The 24021-nt window shown below is 71.6% G+C and carries 20 protein-coding genes; 13 read left to right on the top strand and 7 right to left on the bottom strand.

Features of this window, described 5'->3' with window-relative positions:
- Window positions 1-352 precede the first annotated feature (352 nt).
- Window positions 353-721 carry a recombinase family protein gene (locus ABZY91_RS17810; RefSeq protein ID WP_355403379.1) on the top strand — a complete coding sequence of 123 codons (369 nt, stop codon included), beginning with the start codon at window positions 353-355 and terminating at the stop codon, window positions 719-721.
- Window positions 722-891: 170 nt separating this feature from the next.
- Here ABZY91_RS17810 and ABZY91_RS17805 read toward each other — a convergent pair whose 3' ends face one another.
- The gene (locus ABZY91_RS17805; RefSeq protein WP_329952431.1) at window positions 892-1440 is read right to left on the bottom strand and encodes an LURP-one-related family protein; all 549 of its coding nucleotides are present in this window, start codon (window positions 1438-1440) and stop codon (window positions 892-894) included.
- A gap of 410 nt (window positions 1441-1850) precedes the next feature.
- Here ABZY91_RS17805 and ABZY91_RS17800 point away from each other — a divergent pair, with 410 nt between their 5' ends.
- Together ABZY91_RS17800 and ABZY91_RS17795 are read left to right on the top strand one after the other, a co-directional pair.
- The gene (locus ABZY91_RS17800; protein WP_355403377.1) at window positions 1851-2963 is read left to right on the top strand and encodes a hypothetical protein; all 1113 of its coding nucleotides are present in this window, start codon (window positions 1851-1853) and stop codon (window positions 2961-2963) included.
- A gap of 201 nt (window positions 2964-3164) precedes the next feature.
- Window positions 3165-4226 (top strand): polyprenyl synthetase family protein, encoded by a 1062-nt coding sequence (locus tag ABZY91_RS17795; protein ID WP_355403376.1) that lies wholly within the window; start codon window positions 3165-3167, stop codon window positions 4224-4226.
- On the opposite strand, the gene ABZY91_RS17790 is transcribed toward ABZY91_RS17795, so the two are convergent.
- Window positions 4210-5919: an FAD-dependent oxidoreductase gene (locus ABZY91_RS17790; protein WP_355403374.1), complete on the bottom strand. Its 1710-nt coding sequence runs from the start codon at window positions 5917-5919 to the stop codon at window positions 4210-4212. The two genes, ABZY91_RS17795 and ABZY91_RS17790, sit on opposite strands and share 17 nt — an antisense overlap.
- 268 nt (window positions 5920-6187) lie before the next feature.
- Between ABZY91_RS17790 and ABZY91_RS17785 the strand changes: the two genes are divergently transcribed.
- The gene (locus tag ABZY91_RS17785) at window positions 6188-6514 is read left to right on the top strand and encodes a hypothetical protein (RefSeq protein WP_355403417.1); all 327 of its coding nucleotides are present in this window, start codon (window positions 6188-6190) and stop codon (window positions 6512-6514) included.
- Between the two features lie 233 nt (window positions 6515-6747).
- Here ABZY91_RS17785 and ABZY91_RS17780 read toward each other — a convergent pair whose 3' ends face one another.
- The gene (locus ABZY91_RS17780) at window positions 6748-7578 is read right to left on the bottom strand and encodes a DUF4279 domain-containing protein (protein ID WP_355403372.1); all 831 of its coding nucleotides are present in this window, start codon (window positions 7576-7578) and stop codon (window positions 6748-6750) included.
- Between the two features lie 166 nt (window positions 7579-7744).
- Window positions 7745-8707, bottom strand: coding sequence for a zinc-binding dehydrogenase (locus ABZY91_RS17775; RefSeq protein ID WP_355403370.1), 963 nt, complete (start codon window positions 8705-8707; stop codon window positions 7745-7747).
- A gap of 110 nt (window positions 8708-8817) precedes the next feature.
- On the opposite strand from ABZY91_RS17775, the gene ABZY91_RS17770 reads away from it, so the two are divergent.
- The 3 genes from ABZY91_RS17770 to ABZY91_RS17760 all read left to right on the top strand — a co-directional run bounded on the left by ABZY91_RS17770 (window position 8818) and on the right by ABZY91_RS17760 (window position 10543).
- Window positions 8818-9453 carry a helix-turn-helix domain-containing protein gene (locus tag ABZY91_RS17770; RefSeq protein WP_355403368.1) on the top strand — a complete coding sequence of 212 codons (636 nt, stop codon included), beginning with the start codon at window positions 8818-8820 and terminating at the stop codon, window positions 9451-9453.
- A 470-nt stretch (window positions 9454-9923) separates the two neighbouring features.
- Window positions 9924-10286 (top strand): hypothetical protein, encoded by a 363-nt coding sequence (locus tag ABZY91_RS17765; RefSeq protein WP_329952428.1) that lies wholly within the window; start codon window positions 9924-9926, stop codon window positions 10284-10286.
- Window positions 10283-10543, top strand: a complete 261-nt coding sequence (locus ABZY91_RS17760; RefSeq protein WP_355403366.1) for a hypothetical protein — start codon at window positions 10283-10285, stop codon at window positions 10541-10543. The genes ABZY91_RS17765 and ABZY91_RS17760 overlap by 4 nt, the downstream gene beginning before the upstream one ends.
- 144 nt (window positions 10544-10687) lie before the next feature.
- Here the strand turns inward: ABZY91_RS17760 and ABZY91_RS17755 are convergent, their stop codons facing one another.
- Window positions 10688-12898 carry a discoidin domain-containing protein gene (locus tag ABZY91_RS17755; protein WP_355403364.1) on the bottom strand — a complete coding sequence of 737 codons (2211 nt, stop codon included), beginning with the start codon at window positions 12896-12898 and terminating at the stop codon, window positions 10688-10690.
- Here ABZY91_RS17755 and ABZY91_RS17750 point away from each other — a divergent pair.
- From ABZY91_RS17750 to ABZY91_RS17735, 4 genes are all read left to right on the top strand, one after another.
- Entirely contained in the window at window positions 12897-13238 is a 342-nt protein-coding gene (locus tag ABZY91_RS17750; RefSeq protein WP_355403362.1) for a hypothetical protein, read from the top strand. The two genes, ABZY91_RS17755 and ABZY91_RS17750, sit on opposite strands and share 2 nt — an antisense overlap.
- 443 nt (window positions 13239-13681) lie before the next feature.
- Window positions 13682-15424 (top strand): sulfate permease, encoded by a 1743-nt coding sequence (gene sulP / locus ABZY91_RS17745; protein ID WP_355403361.1) that lies wholly within the window; start codon window positions 13682-13684, stop codon window positions 15422-15424.
- 205 nt (window positions 15425-15629) lie between these two features.
- The gene (locus ABZY91_RS17740) at window positions 15630-16571 is read left to right on the top strand and encodes a polyphosphate kinase 2 family protein (protein ID WP_355403359.1); all 942 of its coding nucleotides are present in this window, start codon (window positions 15630-15632) and stop codon (window positions 16569-16571) included.
- Window positions 16572-16624: 53 nt separating this feature from the next.
- Window positions 16625-19342, top strand: a complete 2718-nt coding sequence (locus tag ABZY91_RS17735) for an HAD-IC family P-type ATPase (RefSeq protein ID WP_355403357.1) — start codon at window positions 16625-16627, stop codon at window positions 19340-19342.
- Window positions 19343-19376: 34 nt separating this feature from the next.
- Here the strand turns inward: ABZY91_RS17735 and ABZY91_RS17730 are convergent, their stop codons facing one another.
- Window positions 19377-20012 (bottom strand): hypothetical protein, encoded by a 636-nt coding sequence (locus ABZY91_RS17730; RefSeq protein ID WP_355403355.1) that lies wholly within the window; start codon window positions 20010-20012, stop codon window positions 19377-19379.
- 92 nt (window positions 20013-20104) lie between these two features.
- Window positions 20105-21496: a sporulation protein gene (locus ABZY91_RS17725; RefSeq protein WP_355403353.1), complete on the bottom strand. Its 1392-nt coding sequence runs from the start codon at window positions 21494-21496 to the stop codon at window positions 20105-20107.
- Window positions 21497-21766: 270 nt separating this feature from the next.
- Between ABZY91_RS17725 and ABZY91_RS17720 the strand changes: the two genes are divergently transcribed.
- Both ABZY91_RS17720 and ABZY91_RS17715 read left to right on the top strand, forming a co-directional pair.
- A complete protein-coding gene (locus tag ABZY91_RS17720; RefSeq protein ID WP_355403351.1) occupies window positions 21767-23533 on the top strand; it encodes an asparagine synthase-related protein in 1767 nt (588 codons plus the stop codon).
- Between the two features lie 28 nt (window positions 23534-23561).
- Window positions 23562-24002, top strand: a complete 441-nt coding sequence (locus ABZY91_RS17715) for an NUDIX domain-containing protein (protein WP_355403349.1) — start codon at window positions 23562-23564, stop codon at window positions 24000-24002.
- Window positions 24003-24021 lie beyond the last annotated feature (19 nt).

Raw genomic sequence — 24021 nt, 5'->3', positions numbered from 1 at the left:
GAATGTCAGCGTCCGCGCCGGGGGTGGGGTGTGCCGGTCCGGTCAGGACGGCGTGCCGCGCCGATGGACCGGCGGGCAGTAGGGGGCCGGCGGCTGCGGAGCGGGACCGGTGTGCACCGACCGTTCCGCGCACGCCCCATTGGTATAGACATATCCGCTCCGCCGCTCCATGATGGAAGGCACTTCCCGAGGTCGCACACACCCCGTCGCCATCCTCACCCGAAGCCACCGTGTGACACCTGGCCGTAGCCGATCCCACCCCGGACGAATGCGCGGCCATCGCGCACCGAGCCGTCCAGGGCACCGCCCGGCGGCATGCGCCACACGCCTGCCGTACCGGCGAGGAGCGACGATGACCATCACCCCCGAGCAGCCCACCCTGATCGGGAGCAGCGCGGTCTACCTGCGCTGCTACCCCTACGACCACTGGGACATGGCCGCTCACCGGTGGGCGCTGGAGGACCACGCCCAGCAGCTCGGCCTCGGAACCCCCAGGCTCTACCTGGACAACGGCACCTCGTCCTCCGCGCTGCGCCCCCAGCTGCGCATTCTGCTCGCCCGGGCCTCCAAGGGTCTGGTCGACACGGTGCTGGTGCCCGGCCTCTGGGTCTTCTCCCTGGAGGGTGCCACCGCGGACTCCGTCGCACAGTTCCTCCGTGCGGCCGGCACCCAGGTCGTGGAACTCCCCCGGCGCCGGACCCGCGCCGAAGCCCGCGCCTGACCGCACGGCCCGGAGGAGACTTCGGGGGCGCCCTGGGGCCCCCTCTGGACACGTCCCGAACCCTTTCGGTGATCCGTGCGCGCGACCCGCACGCCGGCGGCTGCGACCGACCGGACCCTGATCGTCTTCGCCCGCGCCGAGCCGTTCGGAGCGTCCTCGGCCGCGGGCGGTCAGTCGCCGGGGTGGGCCATGGCGTCGATGGCGATGGCGGCGGCCAGAACGGTGGCGTGGTCCGTGTCGGGCCCGATGCCGAGACCGTAGGTGTCGCGCAGCCGGAACCACTTCTTGGAGACCTCGGCGACCTTGTAGCCGTCCCGTTCGATCGTGTACTCGTGGTCGACGATGTTGCCGTGGACGGTCAGGTCGCCGCCCTCCTCCTGCTTGATCCGCCAGTGGTCCCGCACCGGCCCCACCAGGCCCTTCTTGACCAGCGCGATCCGGTGGCCGTCGGCGTCCTCGATCTCCATCGAGTCCTTGATCCGCATCGGCCGGCTCTGCACGGCGGCGACCCGGTGGCCCTCGCGGTCCTCGATGGCCCACGTCCGGCGCAGGCGCAGTGCCTTTCCGTTGACCTTGTAAACGTGGTCACCGGCCTCGTCGTCGATCCAGTAGTCGTCCCCGATGGAGAAGACCTTCTGCTGCATGCGGTAGCGGGTGACGCCCTCGCCGTCGTCGAAGGCGTTGTTGGCCCGGTGGCGGGCCCGTCGTTCGCCGAACATCCTCGGCTCCCTTCCCCGGTGGGCGGGCGGTTCACCCCGCCTCGGCGCCGGTCGTGATCAACGGCCGCTCGCCCCCGCCGGCCGGCAGGTCCTTCCGGTACTGCCATCGCACCCCGCCGGGACCGGCCGGGCCACCGACGGCCGGGCGCGCTGCGCCGTACAGGTGAACGGCGTGCACATGGACCGGGGCCGCCCGGCCCGCAGCCGAGCGGCCGGGGCCCGGCCGGTCCCGGCGGGGCGGCGTCCGGCCTCCGGGGCGCGAGGCGGACGGGGAGGGCGCCAGGAGAAGGGGGGCCGGGCCGACGCGGGCCCGCGCCTGGTTAGGCCGCCGGTGGGAGCTCCGGCGGCCGAACGGGTTCGGGACGCCGAGCCTGTCCGGCGGTTCGCCGCGGGGCTGTTACTGCTGCCGCATGGACGATTTCGTACGCAGGGCGGCGTTCCCCGTCGCCGGGGCGGTCACGGCCGCCGGCCTCGCCAGCGTGGTGCTCCTCGGACAGGGCCAGACCCCCGCAGCGGCAGTGCTCCCACCGGGCACGCTCGCCGGCGCGAAGCTGGTGCAGCTGACCACCCCCTCGGTGCCGCCCCTGGGCTTCACCCCGTACAGCGGGACCTACGGCACGGCGCTCAGCACGTTCGTCGGCGACACCGACGACGGGGACTTCAGCGACCCGGACGGCATGCTCAGCCGCATCACCATCAGCACCATGACGACCCGGACCGCCGCCGACGCCGCGAAGTACTACGCCCAGGCCCAGCTCACCGACCTCGTCGTCCGGCTCGGCAGCAAGGACCTGATCCGCATCGCGCCCAGCGGCACGGTCGCCTCCATGGACTCCTACGCCGAGTGCGTGCCGCCGCCCGTCGGGCCCTACGCCCTGGCCTACAACCGGACGGACGCCGGCCAGATCACCGTCCTCGGGCAGCTCGTCCCCATCGGCACCTCCACCCTCGCCGTCACCGGCGCCGACCTCGACAGGCCCGAGATCGGACCCAGCACCCTCACCGTGACCGTCGCGCCCCACCAGGACCCGGCCGCACAGAACCGGCAGGACACCGCGGAGGCCTGGCTCGACATCGACGTCCGGGGCACGCTCAACGACACCGGCGGCAACCAGCTCTACCAGGGGGAGGTGACGAACCTGCGCCTGGGCGAGGTCGAGGTCAGCTGCCGGGCGGGCACGCCCTCACCCACCCCGACGCCGTCGCCGAGCCCGTCCCCCACGCCCACACCGTCGCCCTCGCCCTCGCCCTCGCCGAGCCCGTCGCCCACGCCCACGCCCACGCCCACGCCCACGCCGTCTCCGTCACCGTCCCCCTCGCCCTCCGGGTCGCCCACTCCGCGTCCGACGCCGACACCGGCTCCCACCCCGACCCCGACCCGGGTCCCGCATCCGTCTCCGAGCGGGGAACTGCCGGAGACCGGAGCCGGGCCCGGTCTCCCCCGGGTCTCAGGCGCCTCGGCGTTCCTGCTGGTGGTCGGCGGTGCCGTGGTCCTCGCCTCCCGGCGCCGTCCGCGCCACTGAGCCGAGCGGCCGCGCGCCGGGGTCCGCCCGGCGCGCGGTCGTCCGGTCGTCCGGTCGCTGACGACACCGGGGGCGGTGTCCCCGGGCGGGGCGGGAGCGCCGGGCACCGGGCCGGCCTGTTCGGCGAGGGGCAGCACGCCCGGGCGGTCGCGTAGGCTCGCCTGGGGCGGGGACGGCCGGGGGAACGGGGTGGGCCGGGTGTTGTCGGATCGTACGCGGGCCGAGTCGCTGCTGCGGGGCGCGGCAGCCACCTGCGAACCGCAGTTGCGGCACTGGGTCGGGCAGTTGGGCGGTGCGCTCGGGGAGGTGGCGGCGTACCACTTCGGATGGTCCGGCGGGTCCCCGGCTGGGGGGCGCGGCGGCAAGAACGTCCGGGCGGCCCTGACCCTGAGCTGCGCCCGGGCGGTGGGAGGGGAGCCGGACCTCGCGGCACCCGCCGCCGTGGCGGTGGAGCTGGTGCACAACCTGTCGCTGCTGTACGACGACGTCCTGGACGGCGATGCGGTCCGTCGCCACCGCGCCTCCGCCTGGGAGGTGTTCGGGCCTGCCGCCGCGACCAGGTCCGCCGACGCGCTGCTGATGGTGGCGTTCGAGGTGCTCACAGGCCCCGGCGGCGAAGCGGTCGCGGGCGGGGCGTTCTCAGGCGAGGCGGTCGCGGGCGAGGCCACGGCGGCCCTGTTGGACACGCTCGTCCAGCTCGCGGTGGGTGAGGGCCTGGACGTGCTGTTCGAGGGTGAGCCGCGCATCGGACTGCCCGAGTGCCTGGAGATGGTGTCGGGCAAGACGGCGTCCCTGATCTCCTGTGCCTGCCGGCTGGGCGCCCTCTACGGCGGCGGCGGGCCGGCGCAGGTCGAGGCCCTGGCCGCGTTCGGCCACGACCTGGGGATGGCGTTCCAGCTGGTGGACGACGTGCTGGGGATCTGGGGCGACGATGCGGTCACCGGAAAGCCGGTCTTCGCGGACCTGCGGGCGCGCAAGCTCTCGGTACCGGTGGTCGCCGCGATGGCCTCGGACACCGCGGCAGGTGACGAACTGGCCCGCCGCTACTCCCTGCCGGCCGCCCCGGACCGCGCCGAGGCGGCGGCGCTGGCCCTGCTGGTGGAGGAAGCCGGCGGCCGGCACTGGACGGTGGAGCGCGCCGCCGGGCACGCGGAGGAGGCCCGGCGCCGGCTGCGGCAGCTCATCGACGAACCGGGCACGGTGCCCGGGGCCGTCGACGACCTCGACGCGCTCTGCGAACTGATCGTCAACCGGTCGTACTGAAGCGGCTGTCCCCCGTACGGCAGGACCACGGCGGCGGGGTGTCGAGGATGTGCGCCCTGCCCTGCCGGTAGAGCGCGGCGTCCACCTCCTTCAGCCGGCGGAGCTCCTCCGCCTCGTACAGGGCGTGGACGACGGCCGGCTCGCCGCCGTGGCCGGCGGCCCGCAGCAGCGCGTTCGTCGCCGCCCGGCCGCTCTGGTTCGCGCCCTCCATCGTGGCCAGGTTGACCGGGCAGCGGACGAAGTCGCCGGCCATGAACAGGTTCACCGCGGCCGTCTCCGCCGTCGGGCGCAGCTCCCAGGAACCGGTGGTGTTGATCAGCAGGGCCTCGTCGTTGGTGGCGGGCCCGGGGCCGTCGAGGTTCCTGACGGCCGGGTCCAGGTGCCAGGAGTGGAGCAGACCCTCGTGGAGGGTCCGCCGACGCCCGTCGTCGAGGGCGTCGGTGAGCTGGGCCCAGACCTCGGCGACGACCTCGGCCCGGGTGCACTCGCGGGCCGGCTTGCCGTAGAGGATGCCGGGGGTGTCCCAGGAGGAGATGTCGACCGACAGGCAGTCGGCGACCGTCCCGTCGCCGTAGGTGGCGCGGAAGTCGGTGTCCCAGAACTGGGCCTGGCTGATGGAGGTCAGCGCCCACGGGGAGTCCTGGTAGATGACGTGGCCGCGGGTGATCGGGGTGGGTTCGGTGAGGTAGAACTGCAGGCCGACCATCCAGTCGGTACGCAGGCCCGCCGTCTTCTTGAGCTCGGGGTCGGCCTCGGCCAGGCCGCGTTCCAGCAGCGCCCCGATCCGGTCGACGGGGAGCGCGCACACGTACCAGTCGGCGTCCACCTCCCGCCGCCGGGTGCCCGGGCCGCGCAGCACCGCGCCGACGACGGCGCGCCCCCGCACCCTCAGGCGCTCCACCCGCCAGCCGAGTTCGAGCCGCACCCCGAGCCGGTCCAGGTGCCGCACCCAGGGGTCGATCCAGGCCGTGCTGGTCGGGGCGTTCAGGACCCGGTCGGCGGCCTGCGCCTCGCCCCGGCCCAGGAACCCGTAGCCGAAGGCCTCCAGGAACCCCCCGACGGTGTGCGCGCTGCACACCTCCGCCCTGGCCGCCACCACCGTGCGGGTCGCCCCGACGACGCACACCTTGCGGTACTCCTCGGAGGCGCCGTCCGCGGCCGTGAAGTCCCACCAGGAGGTCCGTTCCCACTGTCCCAGCCGCCGCTCGGCGCTGCTGGTCATGTAGACCAGCATGCGGTTGGCGAAGTACAGCAGCTCCTCGTTCAGCTCGCCCTCGGCGCCCAGCCTCATGCCCCGGGCGCGGAGGATCTGCAGGGGTGTCCTCGGGCCGGTGGCCAGGGACACGTCGGCGACCGTCTCGCCGATCCGCCCCGACCGTGCGGACAGCATCTGCGGCGCTTCCCGCAGGTTGCCCTCCACGCCCGAGGACGAGCCCTCCAGGGGGATCCGCCGCATCGTGTCGGGCAGGCTCCGGTAGAAGCCGGGGAAGAACCGGAACCCGTGCTCGCTGGGCAGGTCGAGCCGCCCGCCGGTCCCCGTCCCGGGGACCGAGGCGCTACGGGCCTTGCCACCCCACCCGGAGGGCTCCACCACGGTCACCTCGAAGCCGCGCTCCGCCAGCTCCATGGCCGCCGTCAGCCCGGCCACCCCACCACCCAGCACCACGACCGTCCGCCCCGAACCCCCCGACACCCCGCACCCCTTCCGGCCGACCACCGCTCACCGGCCCCACCCGACCCGTACGGGAACGATAGAGCAGACGGTTCGTCAGCCGCCCGCCCGGTCCGCGACCGGCGGGCACGGCGGGGTGAGTGGACGCGCTCGCGTGGGAGTGCGGGTGCCGGGGCAGGCGGGGGCGCCTCTTCCGGCCGTCAGGCCGCCGTCCCTGGTGCTCAGCGGGTGTCAGAGCTGTGTGAAAGGCTTCTTCGGACGGTTCCGGTTCGTGGGAGAGGCGACGATTGTGTTGCTGATGGGCGAGATCTGGCAGCTGCGGAAGCAGGGTGAGGTTGTCGGCGAGATCGTGATCGAGGACGTCGACTTCCCCTGGGTGTCAGGCCGGTTCCTGCCCGCTCCCGGCTTCGCCGCGGTGAAGCCGCTGTTCGATCGCGAGCTCGTGCTGGCCGAAGAGGAGGACATCGGCGAGTGGGAAGCCGTCACCGATGAGATCCGCCGGACCCTGGAGCTGGCCGCCCCGACAGGCCCGGTGGCCGAGTTCCTGCTCCATGTCGACGGTGACCGTGCCTGGTTCCGCTGGAGCGACGAGCCGTTCGAGCAGGAGACCTCGTAGTGAGCGGCCGGGCTCCTGCTCCTTCTGAAACCCCGAGCCGACCTACGATCAATTCGGCTAAGCGGCGCCGCTACCGGGAACCGGACCCGTACACGGACCTGGAGATGATCCGCGCCGCGCGAGACCCAGTGACCGCAGGACGCTTTCCGCCCACGGATCCGCGAACCGTCCGACGCACGACGGGTGTGGCCGAGCGAACACGGAGGTCGAAGGCTCGGTAGCCGTCACGCCGATCAGTCCAGTCGTTCGAGGGTGTGCCGGAGATCTCCCGTCTCCAGCAGCCCAACGATCACATCCACCATCCCCGCTATGCCTGCGGAACGGACGATCACGCCGTCGGAGCACGAGAAGTACCGGCCGCCCAGTGCTTCTCCGGTGCCGTCCCACCGGTTCATCAGCCGGCCGACTTCGTCGACGGTCAGGATCGTCGCGCCCCACCGTGATCCGTCGGGGAGGAGGACTTCGGCATCGGCGTTGCAGACGCCGTCGAGATCCTCGTACGGATCCAGGAGGAAGCGGACCTCGAAGTCGTCGTTGCGGACTCGATAGTAGGGGCCGTCCCACCCCGCCTCGGTGTCGGGCCGATCAGGGTCGTCGGTCGCGGCGTCGGGCCCGGCGTGGTCGTCGGGTGCCCGCGGGTACAGGTCGAGCGCGATGTCGAGGCCGAGGTCTCCGGCCTCTCGGAGGAGAGCGGAGGGGAGAGCGCATCCGCCCTGGCCGTTCTTACTGCCGAAGCCGAGGAACAGCTCCAGCTTGCAGTCGGCGGCCAGGCTCGCCACCGCGTCGTGCTTGCCGGCCAGACGTCGGAGGAGTTCGGCCACGTGCTCCTCGGGCCATCGGTCGTTGTCCAGGCCACTCGCGAGAATCCAGACGGCGGCCTCACGCCGCTGGCTGAGCGGGTTCCGTGGACTTGAGAGGCTTCCCCGCTCGTACTCGCTGTCGGGGCTGATGCCCAGCCGCACCGAGATCTCACTCGCACAGATGGTCCAGCTGGTGATCCGCAGGGATCCGGACGACCACTTCGAGGGCGGCATCGGCGGTAGCTCCATCGGTTCGTCAGGCACGGCGACACCATGACAGGTCACCGTGCACCTGGCCAGCAGGTTTCTTGGTCGGCGCCGTCCTGACGGCGTGCGGCCGGGAGGGCCGTGACGGCGGCGGACGACGGCCCGGTGCCGTCGACGCCCCGTGGCCCGGATCAAGACGTGAGCGCCGCCGCCCCGTGCGGGTTCAGGGCGCCAGGACGACCCTCCCGAACACCTCTCCCGCGTCCATCGCGCGGTGGGCCCGGGCCGCCTCGTCCAGCGGCAGCACCTCGTGCACGACCGTGCGCAGGTCCCCGCGCGCGGCGTCGGCGAACTGGGCGGCCCGAACGGCCTGCCGGTCGGGGCCGGGCACGGTGTCGGAGCTGAAGGTGGCGAACGACAGCGACCTGCGGAAGGCGTCCATCAGGCGCATGCCGAAGTCCGCCGGAGGCTGCCCTCCGACCACACCGACGGCCACGTACCGCCCGTTGGGGTTCAACCTGTCCAGGAACCGAGGCAGTTGGGGGCCTCCCACCACGTCGACAACGACGTCGAAGCCCGCCGGTGTGTCCGGGCCGCCCTCACCCGCGCGGTCCAGGACGTACGTGGCTCCCAGGTCCTTCAGCCGCTCGCCGCGCCCGGCCGACGAGGCGGTGACCGCCACCGTACCCGCGCCGCCCCTGGCGGCAAGCTGAACCGCCGTGATCCCGATGCTGCCGGCCGCACCCCGCACGAGGACCGTCTCCCCGGCAACGAAGCGGGCCCGCTCCAGCGCGAAATGGGCGACCACCCCGGAGCCGCCGAGGGCGACCGCGTCGACGCCGGTCAGGCCGTCGGGAAGTTCGAGAACGTCGTCGACCGAGGCGACGGACTGCTCGGCGTACCCGCCGGACAGACCGGTGAACGCCCACACACGCCGCCCGATCCACTCACGGTCCACGCCCTCACCCACGGCGATGACAGGCCCCGCGGCCTCACTGCCCAGGACATGGCCCGCCCGGAAGCCGTAGGCGGCGAGCGCGCCCCGGCGGATAACGGCGTCCACACCACCCACCCCGACCGCCTCCGTGGCGACCAGCACCTGCCCCGGAGCGGGGGCGGGCACGGGCAGGTCGACGACCTCCAGACCACTGGGGTCTCCGAACCTCTCGATGACGACGGCTTTCATCTCTGCTCCTCGGGCTGTTGGACGGAGGGACACCGCTGCTGCGACCGTGAGGCAGCACCGCCATCGGAACGTAACGGACGGATCCGTCCGCCCGACCGAAATGAGAGACGATGACCGGCCACTTGTCTCGGGCTGCACGCTCCGACGCGCGTGACAACCGGGCCCGCATCCTGGCCGCCGCCCGCACCGTGTTCGGCGAGAGCGGCCTGGGCGCACCCATGCGCGACATCGCCCGGCACGCGGAAGTCGGCCACGCCACGCTCTACCGGCACTTCCCGACCAAGCAGGCGCTGATCGCCCAGACCTTCACCGAGCAACGCCGGGCCTGCCGCACCGCCGTCCGCGACGCCCTCACGGACCCCGACCCGTGGCACGGATTCCGGAGCCTGATCGAGCGGATCTGCGAACTCCACGCGTACAGCCGGGGATTCGCCGACGCCTTCATAGCCGCCAATCCCGACGCCGCGGACTTCGCCGCCGACCGCGAGCAGGCCGAGCGTGCCATCGCGGAACTGGCCCGCCGCGCCCAACAGACCGGCCGGCTCCGCGCCGACTTCGTCGTCGACGACCTGATCCTCATGCTCATGGCCCACCGGGGCCTCCACGATGCTCCGGGCCCTGCCCGGCTCACGGCCTCCCGCCGCTTCGCCGCCTACGTGATCGAGGCGTTCCGCGCCGCACCCGAAACGGAAGCACCCGCACCTCTGCCGCCGGCGCCGCACCTGCGGACCCGTACACCGATGTAGGGTGGCAGCACAGTCGGCCCCCGGGCCTTCCCGACTTCTCCCGGCTCTCCGAGGTCTGAAGGGTGCGCTCACCCAATCGGTCGACGTACTTCGCCGAGAAGTTGTGCACTGTGGCCTCGGGAGGTTCCTCGCCGCGGATCCGCGCCACCTGTTGAAAGCTCCCCGGATCGGCTGTGGTGATGTCGTCGAAGCATCCTTGGACTGACGGTTACTCTGGGTAGCTACAGCGGGACCGCAGGACCGCCGCACCGCCAGGACGCGTGATTCCCGGTCGCCCCATGGCCCGCCGGGGCGCCTCGGGCGGGACGGATCCCGCTCCCGGTCCGCGTCGATCGCCCCGTTCCTCGGCCGAACCGTGACGAGAACGATAACCGGTGGGGCTGGCCCGGCGGGTCGCCGAGCGGTTTCCTGTCGTCATGACCGATTCCGGGGCACTGTCCCGGATTATCCGGATTCCCGGGGCGTGACACATGAAACCGGTTCGTACCGATACTTCCGCAGCCGTCTACCTGCGCTGCTACCCCTTCGACCCGAGCGGGATGGGAACGCACCTGCACGCACTGCGGCACCTCGCGAACGAGCTCGGGTTCGCGCCTCCGGCCGTGTTCCTCGACAACGGCTGCCGCTCCCGGGGCCCGCTCCCCGCCCTCCAGCGTCTGATCGGACTGCTGACCGCGGGCGCCTTCCGCGCGGTGCTCGTCCCGGGCCCGTTCGTCTTCTCCCTCTCCGACCTCGAAGCGCGCTCGATCTGGTCCCAACTCACCAGTTCGGGAAACCGTGTGATCGAACTCCCGGCGTCTGCGCTGATCGCCCAGTGGGGGTGGGGGCGGTGATCACGAGCTCGGATCCGGCCTGGTCCCGCTGGGTGGGGCGCACGGTCGACCTGCCCGACGGCGGCCCCGGAATCGTCCGCATGGCCCGGCGCGAGGTCGCCGCGGACGTGCTGTGGGCCGTGGACGCCCGCGGGACCGTACACCGGATCACCCGGCACCACACACCGCCGGGCCCGTGCGTCCACGCCGCCCACCCGCCGGCCGCCCGCCCACCTGCGCACGCGCCGCCCGCCGAACCCGGCGCGGAGTGCGCGTGAGGCACTCGCCCGGGCGGCTCGGTCGGGGCTCCTGGAACGCTCTGATTCTTGGGCGCGCACCGTGTGGGCCCGGGCAGAGGCCGACCCACCATGGGGTGGGTCGGCCTTCCGGTCATGCTGATGGTGTTGCCGGTACCGGCACGGTCATCGCGCGGTGGCCTGTCGCTGGTAGAGGCTGATCTCAGCGGCTGAGGCGTAGCCGGCGCCGTTGGCGGCTCGTGTGGTCTTCAGTCGGACGTGGCGGGTGGTGGTGTCGGGGAAGGTGATGGTCTTGATGCCCGGGCCGGGCGGGAAGGTGCCGCTCGCCACGGCGGTCCAGTTGTTTCCGTCCGTACTGGTCAGGATCTGGTAGTCGGCCATGGTGCCGTTGGTGCCGCCGTCCTCGCGCGGGAGGTAGTCGAGCCTTCCCACGGTGCGGGACCGGCCCAGGTCGATGTCGATCCAGTGCGGCATGGGGGTGATGTCGGTGCCGTACTGCGTGTGCCAGATGGTGGAGTTGTTTCCGTCGATGGCGTTGGCGGCTTGGCCGTTCTCCCGTACGGTCTCGGTGCTGTCGGCGGTGGCTGTCCAGCCGTCGCGCGGGATGGCGGTGTAGGCGGCGGTGCCGGTGGTGGGCGCGGCCTCGAACACCACCACTTCGTGTGGCTGCAGCGTGATGCCGGTCGGTGTGCCGCGTTGAGCGGTGAAGGCGGCGCGCAGGCCGTCCTTCTCGGTGAAGCGGTACGCGCCCTGGGTGCCGCCGGGCAGCTCGAAGATCTGCTGCGGGTCCACCGTGAAGGTCTTGGCCGTGGCTGAGGGATTGCGCAGCATCAGCATGCCCTTGGACGTGCCGGCGGTGGAGTTCCAGGCGGCGGTGCCGTAGATGTCGCCGGCTGCTGCGTCGCCGCCGATCCAGTGGACGTCGGTGAGCAGGTCCTGGTTAGTGCGGGCCCACTTGGCGTTGGCGGCCAGGGTGTCCCAGAACCAGGGTGCTCCCGGAAGCTCGGGGCGTACCAGTGTGTTGCGGACGTAGAGTTCCTGCAGTCCCATTCCCTGCGCGAAGTAGGAGCGGATGTCGTTGGAGACCTCGTTGCGGACCGACTGCTTCGAGAGGTCGTGGTCGGCGCCGAACTGTGGGGCCCGGTCGGAGAAGACGATGCCGTGGTTCATCACGGAGGGGACGGGGAAGAGGGGGTTCTGGGTGGCGATGTTCCGGAAGGTCTGGGAGTCGCGGTAGTTGACGTACTTCTCCCGGGGGGAGCCGTCCCCGGTCTGGCCCGCGTCCTCGCCGTCGCGCCAGATGGAGTCGACGTACCACAGCCAGTAGGGGGATCCCCAGGTTCCGACGGTGGCGTTGACCCAGACGTCCTTGTTGCGGCCGCGGAGATCGGTGGTGAGATCGATCAGGGCTTCGTAGTCGGTGAGGTAATTGCTGTTGGGGCCGGACTGGTTGAGTCCCCCGCCGATGCCGTCGAACTTGAAGCCTCTGACGCCCTGATTGTCCATCATGTCGAAGGCCACCGCGCGAAAGCGGGCGTAGTAGTCGGGGTCGCTGAGTTTGAACCTGCCGCCGCTGTGGGTTTCGTACTGTTGCGCGGCCGGCTTGCTGCTGTTCAGCTCGTTCCGTGCGTCCGCGCTGGTTCCGTAGCCGCCGAAGGGCGACATCCACACCGACAGCGACGCTCCCCCGTACTGGGCGGCGGCGCTCTTCTGGGGACCGAACCCGGTGGGGAACTGGGTGGGGTCGAAGGACCAGACGTTGAGGTTCGACTCGTCCGCCTTCCTGGGGGAACGCAGGTAGTCCCAGCCGTCGTCCACCCAGAAGCTGTCGACCTTGGCTCCGCGGCGGGTCAGCTCGCTGCCGAAGAGGTTGATGGCGGAGGTGAGTTCGGAGGAGTCGACGACCAGCCCCGGCGGCTTGAGGTCGAACCAGCTCTGGTAGTGCAGGAAGGTGTGGCGGCTGTGGACGCGTTCGCGCGCCAGGTAGTACTGGAAGGAGCGCCGTAGGCCGCCGGCCGGGGCGACGCCCAGGGAGGCGGTGTACTCGTAGGACTTCCCGGGGGTGAGATCGCCCGCACGTGTGACACCGATGGTCACGTTCGCGCCGTCGACCGTGGGCTTGGCCATGGGGTTCTCGACACCGACGAAGAGCGTCTCCGCTCCGGGCGGGCCCGCGACCACCGGGCTGCCGTCGTCGGCGCCGTCCACCCTGCTGCCGGGCAGGGTCATGTCGATCAGCTGGAGCCTGGTGACGTCGAAGGTCCCGCCGACCGGGGTGATGGTGAACCTCTGCAGGACGCTGTTCGCGCCGTCGCGGAGTTCGGCTCTCCAGGTCACGTCCAGGGTCTTGCCGCCCGATGTCCAGCGGAACTTCATGCTCACCGCCTTGCCGGCGGCTTTCTGGGAGAGGCGGACGGCGGAGGTGTCGGCCGCCAGCGTGCTCAGGGTCGGGGCGGAGGTGAGTGTGGACTGGGAGGACCTGATGACGGTGGAGTCGGCGAGGGTGAACGAGAACAGTTCACCGATCGCCGCCGGCACGCTGCCGGGCGTTCCGTTCGCGGAGTTCGTGAACGAGGAGAGCGAGACCCTGCTTCCGTTCACCGCCCACGAGGCCGAGAGAGCGTTGTTCGACAGCGTGAATCCGGACGGGGACGCCGCCCCCGTAGCCGTGCCCGGTGCGACACCGGGGAAGAGCACGCCCGAGGCTGACGAGTAGACGGGGTCGGACGGCACGTCGACAGCCGCCGCTTTCAGAGGGGGACCGGCAAGGGCGAGCACCAGGACCGTGCCGACCGAGGCCACCAGCATTCCCCCACGCCATGAAGACATCATGCGGGCTCCAGAAGAGCTAGAGCGGGAGTGAGTGGGGCAACTACAGCGCCCCCGCAGACAATCTGTCAAGCAATCTGTCAAGAGTTGACAACATCCAGAGCATTACGAGCAACTTCGAGCAATCCACTCCGTGGTCATGCGCATTGTCGAGTTGCACCGTTCACCGGAGCCCGGCCTGGGCAACGCCTCGGTGGTACGGCCCTCCGTGGTGGGCCGTCAGAAGGAGGCCGGAAGGTTCCGGCCTCCGACGCGGACGCGCTGGACGGGAGCCTTGCCGCAGATCCACGAAGCTCTGCCGCATCATGAACGGGTCACGGAGGGAGATTCATGCCGCAGCCTGGTCCACGGAGCGGCGGACGGCGCCCCTCGGCACCTGCACTCCCCGGGCTCGCCGTACTCAGGGGCTACCGGCGCGGCTGGCTGCGCGGTGACCTGCTGGCCGGCGGCACCGTCGCGGCGTACCTCGTGCCGCAGGTCATGGCCTACGCGGGCGTCGCGGGTCTGCCACCGGTCGCAGGGCTCTGGGCGATCCTCCCGGCGCTGGCCGTGTACGCCCTCCTCGGATCCTCCCGGCTGCTGTCGGTGGGGCCCGAGTCGACGACCGCACTGATGACCGCCACCGTGGTCGGCCCGCTGGCCGGCGGGGACGCGGACCGCTACGCGGTGCTGGCCGCCACGCTCGCCGTGGTGGTCGGCGTACTGTTCGCGCTGGCGTGGCTGGCGAGGCTGGGATTCGTCGCCGACCTGCTCTCGCGGCCGGTCCTGATCGGCTACCTGGCCGGGGTGGCGCTGATCATGATGGTGGACCAGCTGTCCAAGCTCACCGGCGTCGAGGTGGAGGGCGAGGGGTTCGGTCCACAGCTGAACTACTTCGTGGGACACCTCTCGCAGGCGGACACCGCCACCATGGTCTTCAGCGCGGCGGCACTGCTCTTCCTCTTCGCCCTCGACCGCTTCGTTCCCCGCTTCCCCGGGCCACTGCTGGCCGTGGTCGCCGGCACCGCGGTGGTGGCGGCGTTCGGACTGCAGGACCACGGAATCGCCGTGATCGGCGAGATCCCGGCCGGGCTGCCCAGTCTCTCCCTGCCGGACCTGGGCGAGGTGCACCGCCTCGTGCTGCCCGCGCTCGGGGTGCTGCTCGTCGGCTACACCGACGTGATCCTCACCGCGCGGGCCTTCGAGTCCCGCGCCGAGGGCGAGCAGCTGGACGCCAACCAGGAGCTGATCGCCCTCGGCGGGGCCAACCTCGGCGCCGGACTCCTGCACGGCTTCCCGGTGAGCAGCAGTGCCAGCCGCACCGCGCTCGCCCAGTCGGCGGGCGGGCGCACCCAGGCGTACGCACTGGCGGCCGGCGTCGCGGTGCTCGCCGTGCTGCTGTTCCTGAGCCCGCTGCTGACGTACACGCCGACGGCCGTGCTGGGCGCGCTGGTCGTCTTCGCCGCGATCCGCATGATCGACGTGGCGGGGCTGCGCCGGCTGAAGGGGTTCCGGCGCCGGGAGTTCCTGCTGGCCGTCGGATGCCTGGTCGGGGTGCTCGCGCTCGACATCCTGTACGGGGTGCTGGTGGCCGTGGGGCTTTCGGTGGCGGAGCTGCTGAGCCGGGTGGCCCGCCCGCACGACGCCGTCCAGGGAATGGTGCCCGGTGTTCCCGGGATGCACGACATCGACGACTACCCGCAGGCGCACACCGTCCCGGGTCTGGTCGTCTACCGCTACGACTCGCCGCTGTTCTTCGCCAACGCGGAGGACTTCCGCAGCCGGGCGCTGGCCGCGGTCGCCCAGGAGGCCGGGGCGGTCCGCTGGTTCGTCCTCAACGCGGAGGCCAACGTGGAGGTCGACATCACCGCGCTCGACTCGTTGGAGGCGCTGCGGGCCGAGCTGGCCGGACGCGGCGTCGTCTTCGCCCTCGCCCGGGTCAAGCAGGACCTGCGGGCCGACCTGGACGCGTACGGGCTGACCGACTCCGTCGGCACGGACCGGATCTTCCCCACGCTTCCCACCGCCGTCACCGCCTACCGTGTCTGGGCCTCCGGCGGCGGCCCCGGGCCGCGGACCACCGACCGGCCGTGAGGCGGGCGGCTGCCCGGACGGCGGCACCCGGTTGGACAGGCCCTCCGGCCCGCCGGAGGGTGACAGGTACCGGTGTCCACCGGACGGCCGGCCGGGTCGCCGTGCCGGCGTCGGCGCACCGGCACGCGCCGGGCCCGGCGCCCGCACCGGACGGACGATCCGAACCCGTGACCGTGACCGCGACCTGGAGGAGGCGGTGTCGGCGATGACACACAAGCAGGCCAGGCGGATCGCGAAGTTCATCGAGCCGCTACGCGTGGAACCGGGCTCGCGGGTCGACCTCGCCGAGGACTTCGACCCCCGCTACAAGGCCCGGATGAAGAAGCGGGAAGGCGTCGAGCTGCTCCGGACCGGCGTCGGCCTGCTGGCCGAGTACCAGGCGAAGCTGGCCGCGCAGGACAGCTACGGGGTACTGCTCTGCCTCCAGGCGATCGACGCGGGCGGGAAGGACGGGACGATCCGCCACGTGATGAGCGGGGTCAACCCGCAGGGCGTCCACGTCAGCAGCTTCAAGGTGCCCTCCACCGAGGAGCTCGACCACGACTACCTGTGGCGCTACGCGCGACGCCTGCCGGCCCGCGGGGACATCGCGATCTTCAACCGGTCGCACTACGAGGAGGTCCTCGTGGTGCGGGTCCATCCCGAGAACCTCGACCGGCAGAGGCTGCCCGGGTCGGCGAAGGGCCCGGACGTCTGGGACCGCCGCTACCGCGAGATCAACGACTGGGAGCGCTACCTCTGCGACAACGGGTTCAGGATCGTGAAGATCTTCCTGAACCTCTCCGAGGAGGAGCAGCGCACACGCTTCCTGAAGCGGATCGACCTGCCGGAGAAGAACTGGAAGTTCTCCGCGGCGGACCTGCGGGAGCGCGAGCGCTGGGACGACTACCAGCACGCCTTCTCCGAGATGCTCTCCGCCACGAGTACGCCGTGGGCGCCGTGGTACGTCGTGCCGGCCGACCGCAAGTGGTTCGCGCGCATCTGCGCCGCCGCGGTCCTCGCGCACACTCTGATGGAGATCGACCCCCGGTACCCGACCGTCGGCAAGAAGGCCCGCAAGGAACTGCGGGCCGCCAAAAGGCTCCTGGAGCAGCAGGCCCCCGAAGACGCCGAGCGCGACCCGTACGAGGCCGAGCACCGTGACTGAACGCCGGAGGGGCCTCCCCCCGGCGACGAACGGGACGGTTCGGAGGTACGGACATGGCGCCGCAAGCTGACCGGTCGGACACGGGCCCGGCCATGCGGCCCTGGTACGCGACACCGCCGGACGAGGTGGCGGCACGGCTCGGCGTGGATCCGGAGGTCGGACTGCCCGCGGCCCGGGCGGCGGAACTGCTGGCCGTGGACGGCCCGAACGCGCTGCCGGAGGAGAGTGCGCGGCCGGGCTGGCTGCGATTCCTCGACCAGTACCGCAGCTACATGCAGATCATCCTGGTCGCCTCCGCCGTGGTGGCGCTGGCGATCAGGGAGTGGAGCACCGCGGTCCTGCTGATCGTCCTGACGCTGTTCAACGCGGTCGTCGGCCTGAGGCAGGAGGGCAAGGCCGAGAGCGCGATGAACGCGCTGCGGTCGATGATGAAGACCACCGCCCGGGTCCGGCGGGACGGGGCCGAGGCGGAGATCCCCGCCGAACAGCTGGTGGTCGGCGACGTCGTGCTCATCGCCGCCGGCAACACCGTCCCCGCGGACGGGCGGATCGTCCGGGCCAGCTCACTGCAGATCGACGAGTCGGCGCTGACCGGCGAGAGCGTGCCGGCGGTGAAGGGTGCGGGAACCCTGACGGGCGACCGGCTCGGCCCGGGCGACCAGTCCACCATGGCGTTCATGAACACCCCGGTCACCCACGGCAGCGGTGTGCTGATCATCACCGGCACGGGCGCCGGGACGGAACTCGGCAAGATCGCCGGGATGCTCTCGGCGACCGAGAAGGAGCAGACGCCGCTCACCCGGGAGCTGAACACCCTGACGCTGTGGATCGCGGCGGCGGCCGGCCTCACCATGGTCGTGATGTTCGCCCTCGGCCGCAGCCGCGACCAGGCCTGGGACGCCCTGTTCGTCAGCGCCGTGTCGCTGGCCGTCGCCGCCATCCCCGAGGCCCTGCCCACCGTCACCCAGGTGATCCTCTCCGTGGGCAGCCTGAACCTCGCCAAACGCAACGCCATCGTCAAGGAACTGCCGTCCGTGGAGACCCTGGGCTTCACCTCGGCCATCAACTCCGACAAGACCGGCACCCTGACGATGAACCAGATGACCGTCGTCGAGGTCCTCACCCCCACCGACCGCTACACGGTCTCGGGCAGCGGCTACGGCCTGGAAGGACGGATCCACCACGCGGCCGGATCCTCGGCGGGCGTCGAGGAGGCCATCCTGCCGTACCTGATCGCCAGCGACGCCAGGTTGGTGGACGGCACGGTGGTCGGCGACCCGACCGAGGGTGCGCTGCTCGTCCTCGGCCACAAGGCAGGCCTGGACATCGACGCCACCCGGGAGCGCCACCCCAGGCTCGCCACACTGCCCTTCGACCCCGAGTACAAGCTGATGGCCACCTTCACCTCGGCCGTGGACGCGACGGGCCGGCCAGTCGTGCGCTGCTTCGTCAAGGGAGCCGCGCCCGCCGTCATGGCCCGCGCCGCCACCGCGCTCGCCGACGGCCGGACCGTCCCGTGGCACGGCGCGCCGAGCGCCCGTGCCGACGCGGCGTCCGAACGGATGGGGGGCGAGGGCCGCCGGGTGATGGCAGCGGCCGAGCGCGATCTCGACCCGGCGGAGTTCGACGCGAACGGGGATCTGCTCGCACTCGTCACCGATCTGCGGATGACCAGCCTGGTCGGCATGGTCGACCCGCCCCGCGCGGAGTCGAGGGACGCCGTGGCCAGCGCCCAGGCCGCCCACATCCGGGTCCGCATGGTGACCGGCGACGACGTCACCACCGGGGAGGCCATCGCGCGGCAGCTCGGCATCCCCGGCGCCGCGATCCTCGGAGCGGACTTCGCCGCGATGCCGGAGCACGAACGGCTCGCCCGGATCGACGACATCGGGGTGGTCGGCCGCGTCGCCCCCGAACACAAGGTCCTGCTCGCCGACACGCTCAAGAAGAAGGGCAACGTCGTCGCGATGACCGGCGACGGCGTCAACGACGCGCCCGCCATCAAGGCCGCCGACATCGGCATCGCCATGGGCAGCGGCACCGACGTGGCCAAGAACGCCGGCCGGATGATCCTCTCCGACGACAACTTCGCCACCATCGTGTACGCCGTCGAGGAGGGGCGCAAGCTCTACGACAACCTCACCAAGTACATCCGGTTCGTCCTGATGCTCCTGGTCACCTTCGTCCTGACCTTCCTCGGCGCGACGGTCTTCAACATCGCCGCCGGCGAACCGTTCACCCCGCCGCAGGTGCTGTGGATCCACTTCGTCGTCAACGCGCCCTTCGGCTTCGCCCTCGGTTTCGACCTGGCCAGCCCCGGCCTGATGCGGCGCACGCCGCGCCCGCGCGGCGAATCGCTGCTCACCCGGTCCGTCATGCTCACCGTCGGACTCAGCGGACTCGCCGTCACCGTGGCCCTGCTCCTGCTGATCAAACTGGGTGAACACCACTACGGAAGCCTGAAGACCGGCAGCTCGATCGCCTTCACCGCGTTCGCGCTCTGCCTGATCGTGGCGGCGTACGAATGCCGCAGCGAACGCGCCACCGTCCTGAGCACCAGCACCTTCGACAGCAGGCCGATGAACCTGGCGGCCCTGGGCGAATTCGTCCTCGCGGTCCTGGTGACACAGACGGACGCCTTCCGGCGCATCCTCGGCACCACCGAGCTCACCCTCGCCCAGTTCGGCTGGGCGCTGCTCGCCCCCCTCGCCCTGCTGCTCCTCTGGGAGCTGGGCAAGGTCGCGGCCCGGCAGGGCCGGCCCGCACTGTGACACCAGGCCGGGGCCGGCGTTGCCCGCTCTGCCGTCAACGGCAGACATCCCGTCCCCGCCCGGCGAGTACGGCCTCCGCCACGTCGGCCATCGCGCGGGCGTGGCTGTCCTGCTTCGCCCTGTCCGTCGGAAGCAGGTCCATGTTCTCGTACACGAAAGAGCCCGCCACCCGTGTGTGGTCGTTGGAGCAGTACTCGATCGCCGACGACCCACTGGAGCTGACTACCGTACGACCGACCAGGTCCTCCAGCGACAGGTCACTCTCGGGCTGGTCGCCTTCGACTCCGGTCATCTCGAACATCGAGATCGAGAGGGCCTCCTGACCGTCCACCGTGATCTGGCAGGACCAGCGGATCCGCCCCTCGTCGCCCCGCGGTTCCACCGCCCATTCCCCCAGGCCGGGACGACCGGGCGGCAACAGGGTGTTCAGCGGAGTGCCGGCCGCCCGTTCCAACCCGCAGATCGACTGCTCGACCACCGACTCGTCCTCACCGAGCACCAACACTGTCGCCACAAGGGCCGCCGACAGCGCGGCGGCGCCGCCGAGCAGCCACCAACGCCCCCAGCACCTGCCCGCAGGACTCTCGGGCGCCGCGACCGGCCCGGCGGCCTCCGTCGGCCTGACCTCCGCATCCGATCCCGCAGGATCTGACTCGCTTGCCTCGTTCATCGGTCATCCCTCACCCCGGGCCGCACCCGAACATCCGTACTGATCATGGATCTGGCAGCGAGAGCCTAGCGTTCTCCCGGCGTCAGGCCAGGTCAGGCAGCGACCCTGAGCTCCTGACGCGTTCGGTGGACGAACTCCCGAACGGCCGTCTCCCGGCGCCAGGGGGCGAGGGCGGCGGTGAACTCGCGGACGTAGTCCAGAGCCCGGGAGGACTGCACGCGGGCAAGGATCTCGACGGCCTGGTTTCCGAGCGCGAGGCCTTGGTCGAGGTTGCGGCCCTGGAGATGGGCGGTCCCCACGATGGCCAGACGCATCCCCACTGAGCGGGTGAACACGCCCGGCTGCATGGCTGCGGCCTGCGCGTTCCAGACGAGAGCCTCCTTCGGCCTCCCCAGGTCGCGGAAGACCTCGGCGGCGTCCGCCGAGAGCCGGGCGTGGTGATAGAAGTCGATCCAAGCCGGTTCGTCGGCGCCGCCGCGGGCCTGGTCGAGAAGCGTCTCGGAGGCGGTCAACGCGGCGGAAGCCGCCTTGGCGTTGCTGTCCCGGGCATGGGCCCGGGCCTCGATGAGCTTGGTGAAGGCCAGCACCCTGGGGGCGGCCTGGCCCTTGGCGCGCTGGAAGGCGCCATGAGCCATGTCGATAGCCTCGCTGGCGAAACCCCGCAGCAAGGTCTGCATCGCCATGGTCGTCAGCACATAGCAGCCGAGCTCGATGTCACCGCCGGCCCGCGCGAGACGGAGGGCCTGGATGAAGTGCCGCTGGGCGGCGTCGTGCTGGCCGACGTCGAAGGCTGTCCAGCCGGCCAGACGGGACAACTCTGCGGTCACCGAGAACAGCTCGCGACCCACCCCGTCGCTGAACGAACCGTTCAGCAGCGGCACCGCGCGTTCCTGCAGGCAGGCCGTGACGGAGTTGGCCTTCCAGTTCCCGCCGCCATACTTCGAGTCCCACCGCCGAGCATCATCGGCAGCCTCCCGCAGCTCGGCGAGGTCCGCGGCACCGACCCGGCCGCGGCCTCGGTGGGCGGCAGCGTCATCGGCGGGCGTGACCAGCCAGCGGGTGACCGGGGTGGTGAACGCGGAGACGGCGAAGCCCGTTCCGGTGAGGAAGTCGCGGCGGTCCACAGTGCTCCAGAACGAAGTGGCGACGCGCACGGCGTCGGCGGGGTCTCGCGGGAAATCCAACCCCACCGCGGAGTCCGGTGTCTCCGCATCCGCCATACCGATCTCCGCCAACTGCACAGGCCGGCCGAGGCGTTCGCTGATGGCCTGGGCCAGGAGCTTGGGCACCGGCCACTCGGGGACCATGCCGCGGCGGCACCAGTTCGCGACCGAGGTATGCGTATATGTCGTGGTCAGCCCGGCTTCGCGGGCGAGCTGGTTCACGCGGAGGGCCAGCGACTTGTTGCTGGCGCCCTCGCACTTGTCGATCATCCGGGCCAGAGCGTCGTTCGGCGGCTTGGCCCGGCGCGTGGTCGACGCCACAGCGTCCCCCTCAATCGGTCCCCGACTGGGCACGGGGAGTCGTACTCGACTGGGCACGAGAAGTCGTACACCCGGCACCTGACGCCGGATCACCGAGGGTATTGCCTTCGCTGCACGCAGTGAACCGCTTTCGCGAGTTGTGAGCCCCCCTGCGAGCCCTGCCCCGGCCTGACCGGACGCGGTTGTCTGATGCCCCGGGCCTCCGCCGGACCGGACCACAGACCCTCCGGCGGGGGCCTCCACCGATTCACGCTCGGGGGTGACAACCAGATGTGCGGACTCGCAGGACTGGCCGGCGCTGACGCCGTCCGCCACCACACGACCGTCGCCGCGATGGGGCTCGCTCAGCACCACCGCGGCCCCGACGGCACCCGCCACCTCACCTCGACCGACGGCCGGGCGGTGCTGTCCATGAACACCCTGCTGATCGTCGACACCACCGCCCAGCCCGGCCCCTACCAGGACCCGGCCAGCGGTGTCGTCCTCACCTTCAACGGCGAGATCTACAACTACCGTCAGGCGGCAGCCGGTTGGGGCATCCAGCTGGAGGCTGGCGAGACGGACGCCCACCTGGTCCTGCGGGCCTGGGTCAAGCTCGGCCCCGGCTGCCTGGCCGGCCTGGACGGCATGTTCGCGGTCGCCGCCTACGACCCCCGTGAGGGCCGGCTCTTCCTCGCCCGGGACCGGCTCGGCGAGAAGCCCCTCTACTGGCGCTTGGACGGTGGCCGCCTCGCGTTCGCCTCCGAGGTCACCACCCTGACCGGCTACGGCACCGCACCCCTGGTCGTCCGACCGGAGATGCTGTCCATCGAGACGCCGACCGGCGTCGACACCCCGTTCCAAGGTATCCAGCTCCTGCCGCCGGCCGGCCTGCTGGCCTTCGAGATCGCCACCGGATCGCTCGTCCAGCGGACCTGGTGGCAGTTGGAGGGCCTGGAGCCCTGGCAGGGCGACTACCGCACGGCACTCGCCCGGTTCTCGACCCTGTTGGCCGAGAGCGTCCCCCTGCGAGCCCCCGGCTCGGACTTCGCACTCCTGCTCTCGGGCGGGTTGGACTCCTCGGTGCTGGCCTACCTGATGCGGCCGCAGGTCTGCGTCACGGTCCGCTACCAGGGCCAGGACCGGCTGGACGAGTCCGCGACGGCGGCCGTCGTCGCGCGGGACGTCGGCGCCGAGCTGGTCGTCATCGAGCCGACCGCCGCCGACTTCGCCCGCTGCCTGCCGGAGATCATGCACGCGCTGGACTACCCGATGGGCAACGCAGCCACCTTCTCCGAGCACATGGCCTACCGGGCGATCGCCGAGCGAGGGCTCCGGGTCGTGGTCGGGGGGCTGGGTCCGGACGAGTTCCTGATGGGCTACGTCCGCCACGCGCTCGTCCTGTTCGGTCCACAGGCGGTGCTGGACGCCGGGCTGGAGGCCTACCGGCCGCTGGCCTCCAAGCTCCTGAACGCGGCGGGCGGCCCGCTGGATCCGGCCGAGGCGATCGTGAAGCTGATCCTGCGGGGCTCGGACCCGGACGGGTGCATGCGCGAGGTCGTTGCCGACGCGCTCCGGCGGGCTGGCGGGGACTTGGCGCGCGGGCTGACGCTGGCGGACCTGGCCACCGCCTGGCGCCCGCTGGTGATGACGAGCGACAAGCTGGCGTCGGCGTTCGCGCTGGAGCGGCGCTCGCCCTTCCTGGCCCGGGACCTGGTCGAGTTCTGCTACCGGCTGCCGGTCGAGCACAAGATTGGTGACCCGGCGGCCGGCAAGCGGATCCTGCGGGACGCCGCGAAGGCGCTCGGGATTCCGCCGGAGGTCTGGGGCAGCCGGGACAAGCTCGGTTTCGCCTCCCCGGTCCCGAGCTGGCTGACCGGCCCACTGGAGCCCTGGGCGACCGCCCAGATCAGTGCCGCCCTGGACCAGGCGCCGCGCTCGCTGCGGCCGCTGCTGGCCGGCGGCCTGAGGCCCGGCGGGCGGTTCGACCGCACTCGGATGCAGTCGCTGATGGCGGCCGCCTGGTTCAACGACCAGCCGGTGGAGACAGCGGCATGACGGCCCGTCGGCTCACTACGGTGAGCGGATGGACTCCCAGACTCTCCCCGACGAGCCGTCCGCCGCCGAACCGCGCGGAGCGGTCGCAATCATCACCAACCGGCGCGGCGAACTCCTCCTGCACCTGCGCGACGACATCACCGGCATCGCCTGGCCCGGCCACTGGAGCCTGCTGGGCGGCGGCTGCGACCCCGGCGAGGACCAGGCCATCGCGATCGTCCGCGAACTCGACGAAGAGGCGGGCCTGGCCGTCGACGACCTGGAAGAGCTCTTCGAGACGAAGGACACCGTCGGCTCCGGCCAGATCATCACCTTCTTCGCCGCCTCCTGGGACGGCGACGAACAGGCGCTGCCCCTCACGGAGGGCGTCAAGCTCCAGTTCTTCGCCCCCGAGCACCTGCCCGTCCTGACCGTCCCGCCGTTCATCCGCCACGGCATCCACCGCTACCTCGCCGCCCGGCCCGCCTGACGCCCCGCCCTCCAGAGGG

This window comes from Kitasatospora sp. NPDC002965 (assembly GCF_040611255.1).
Taxonomy (GTDB): Bacteria; Actinomycetota; Actinomycetes; order Streptomycetales; family Streptomycetaceae; genus Kitasatospora.
Note: the sequence above shows the minus strand (reverse complement) of the source record. Positions and strands in the feature narration are given on the sequence as shown.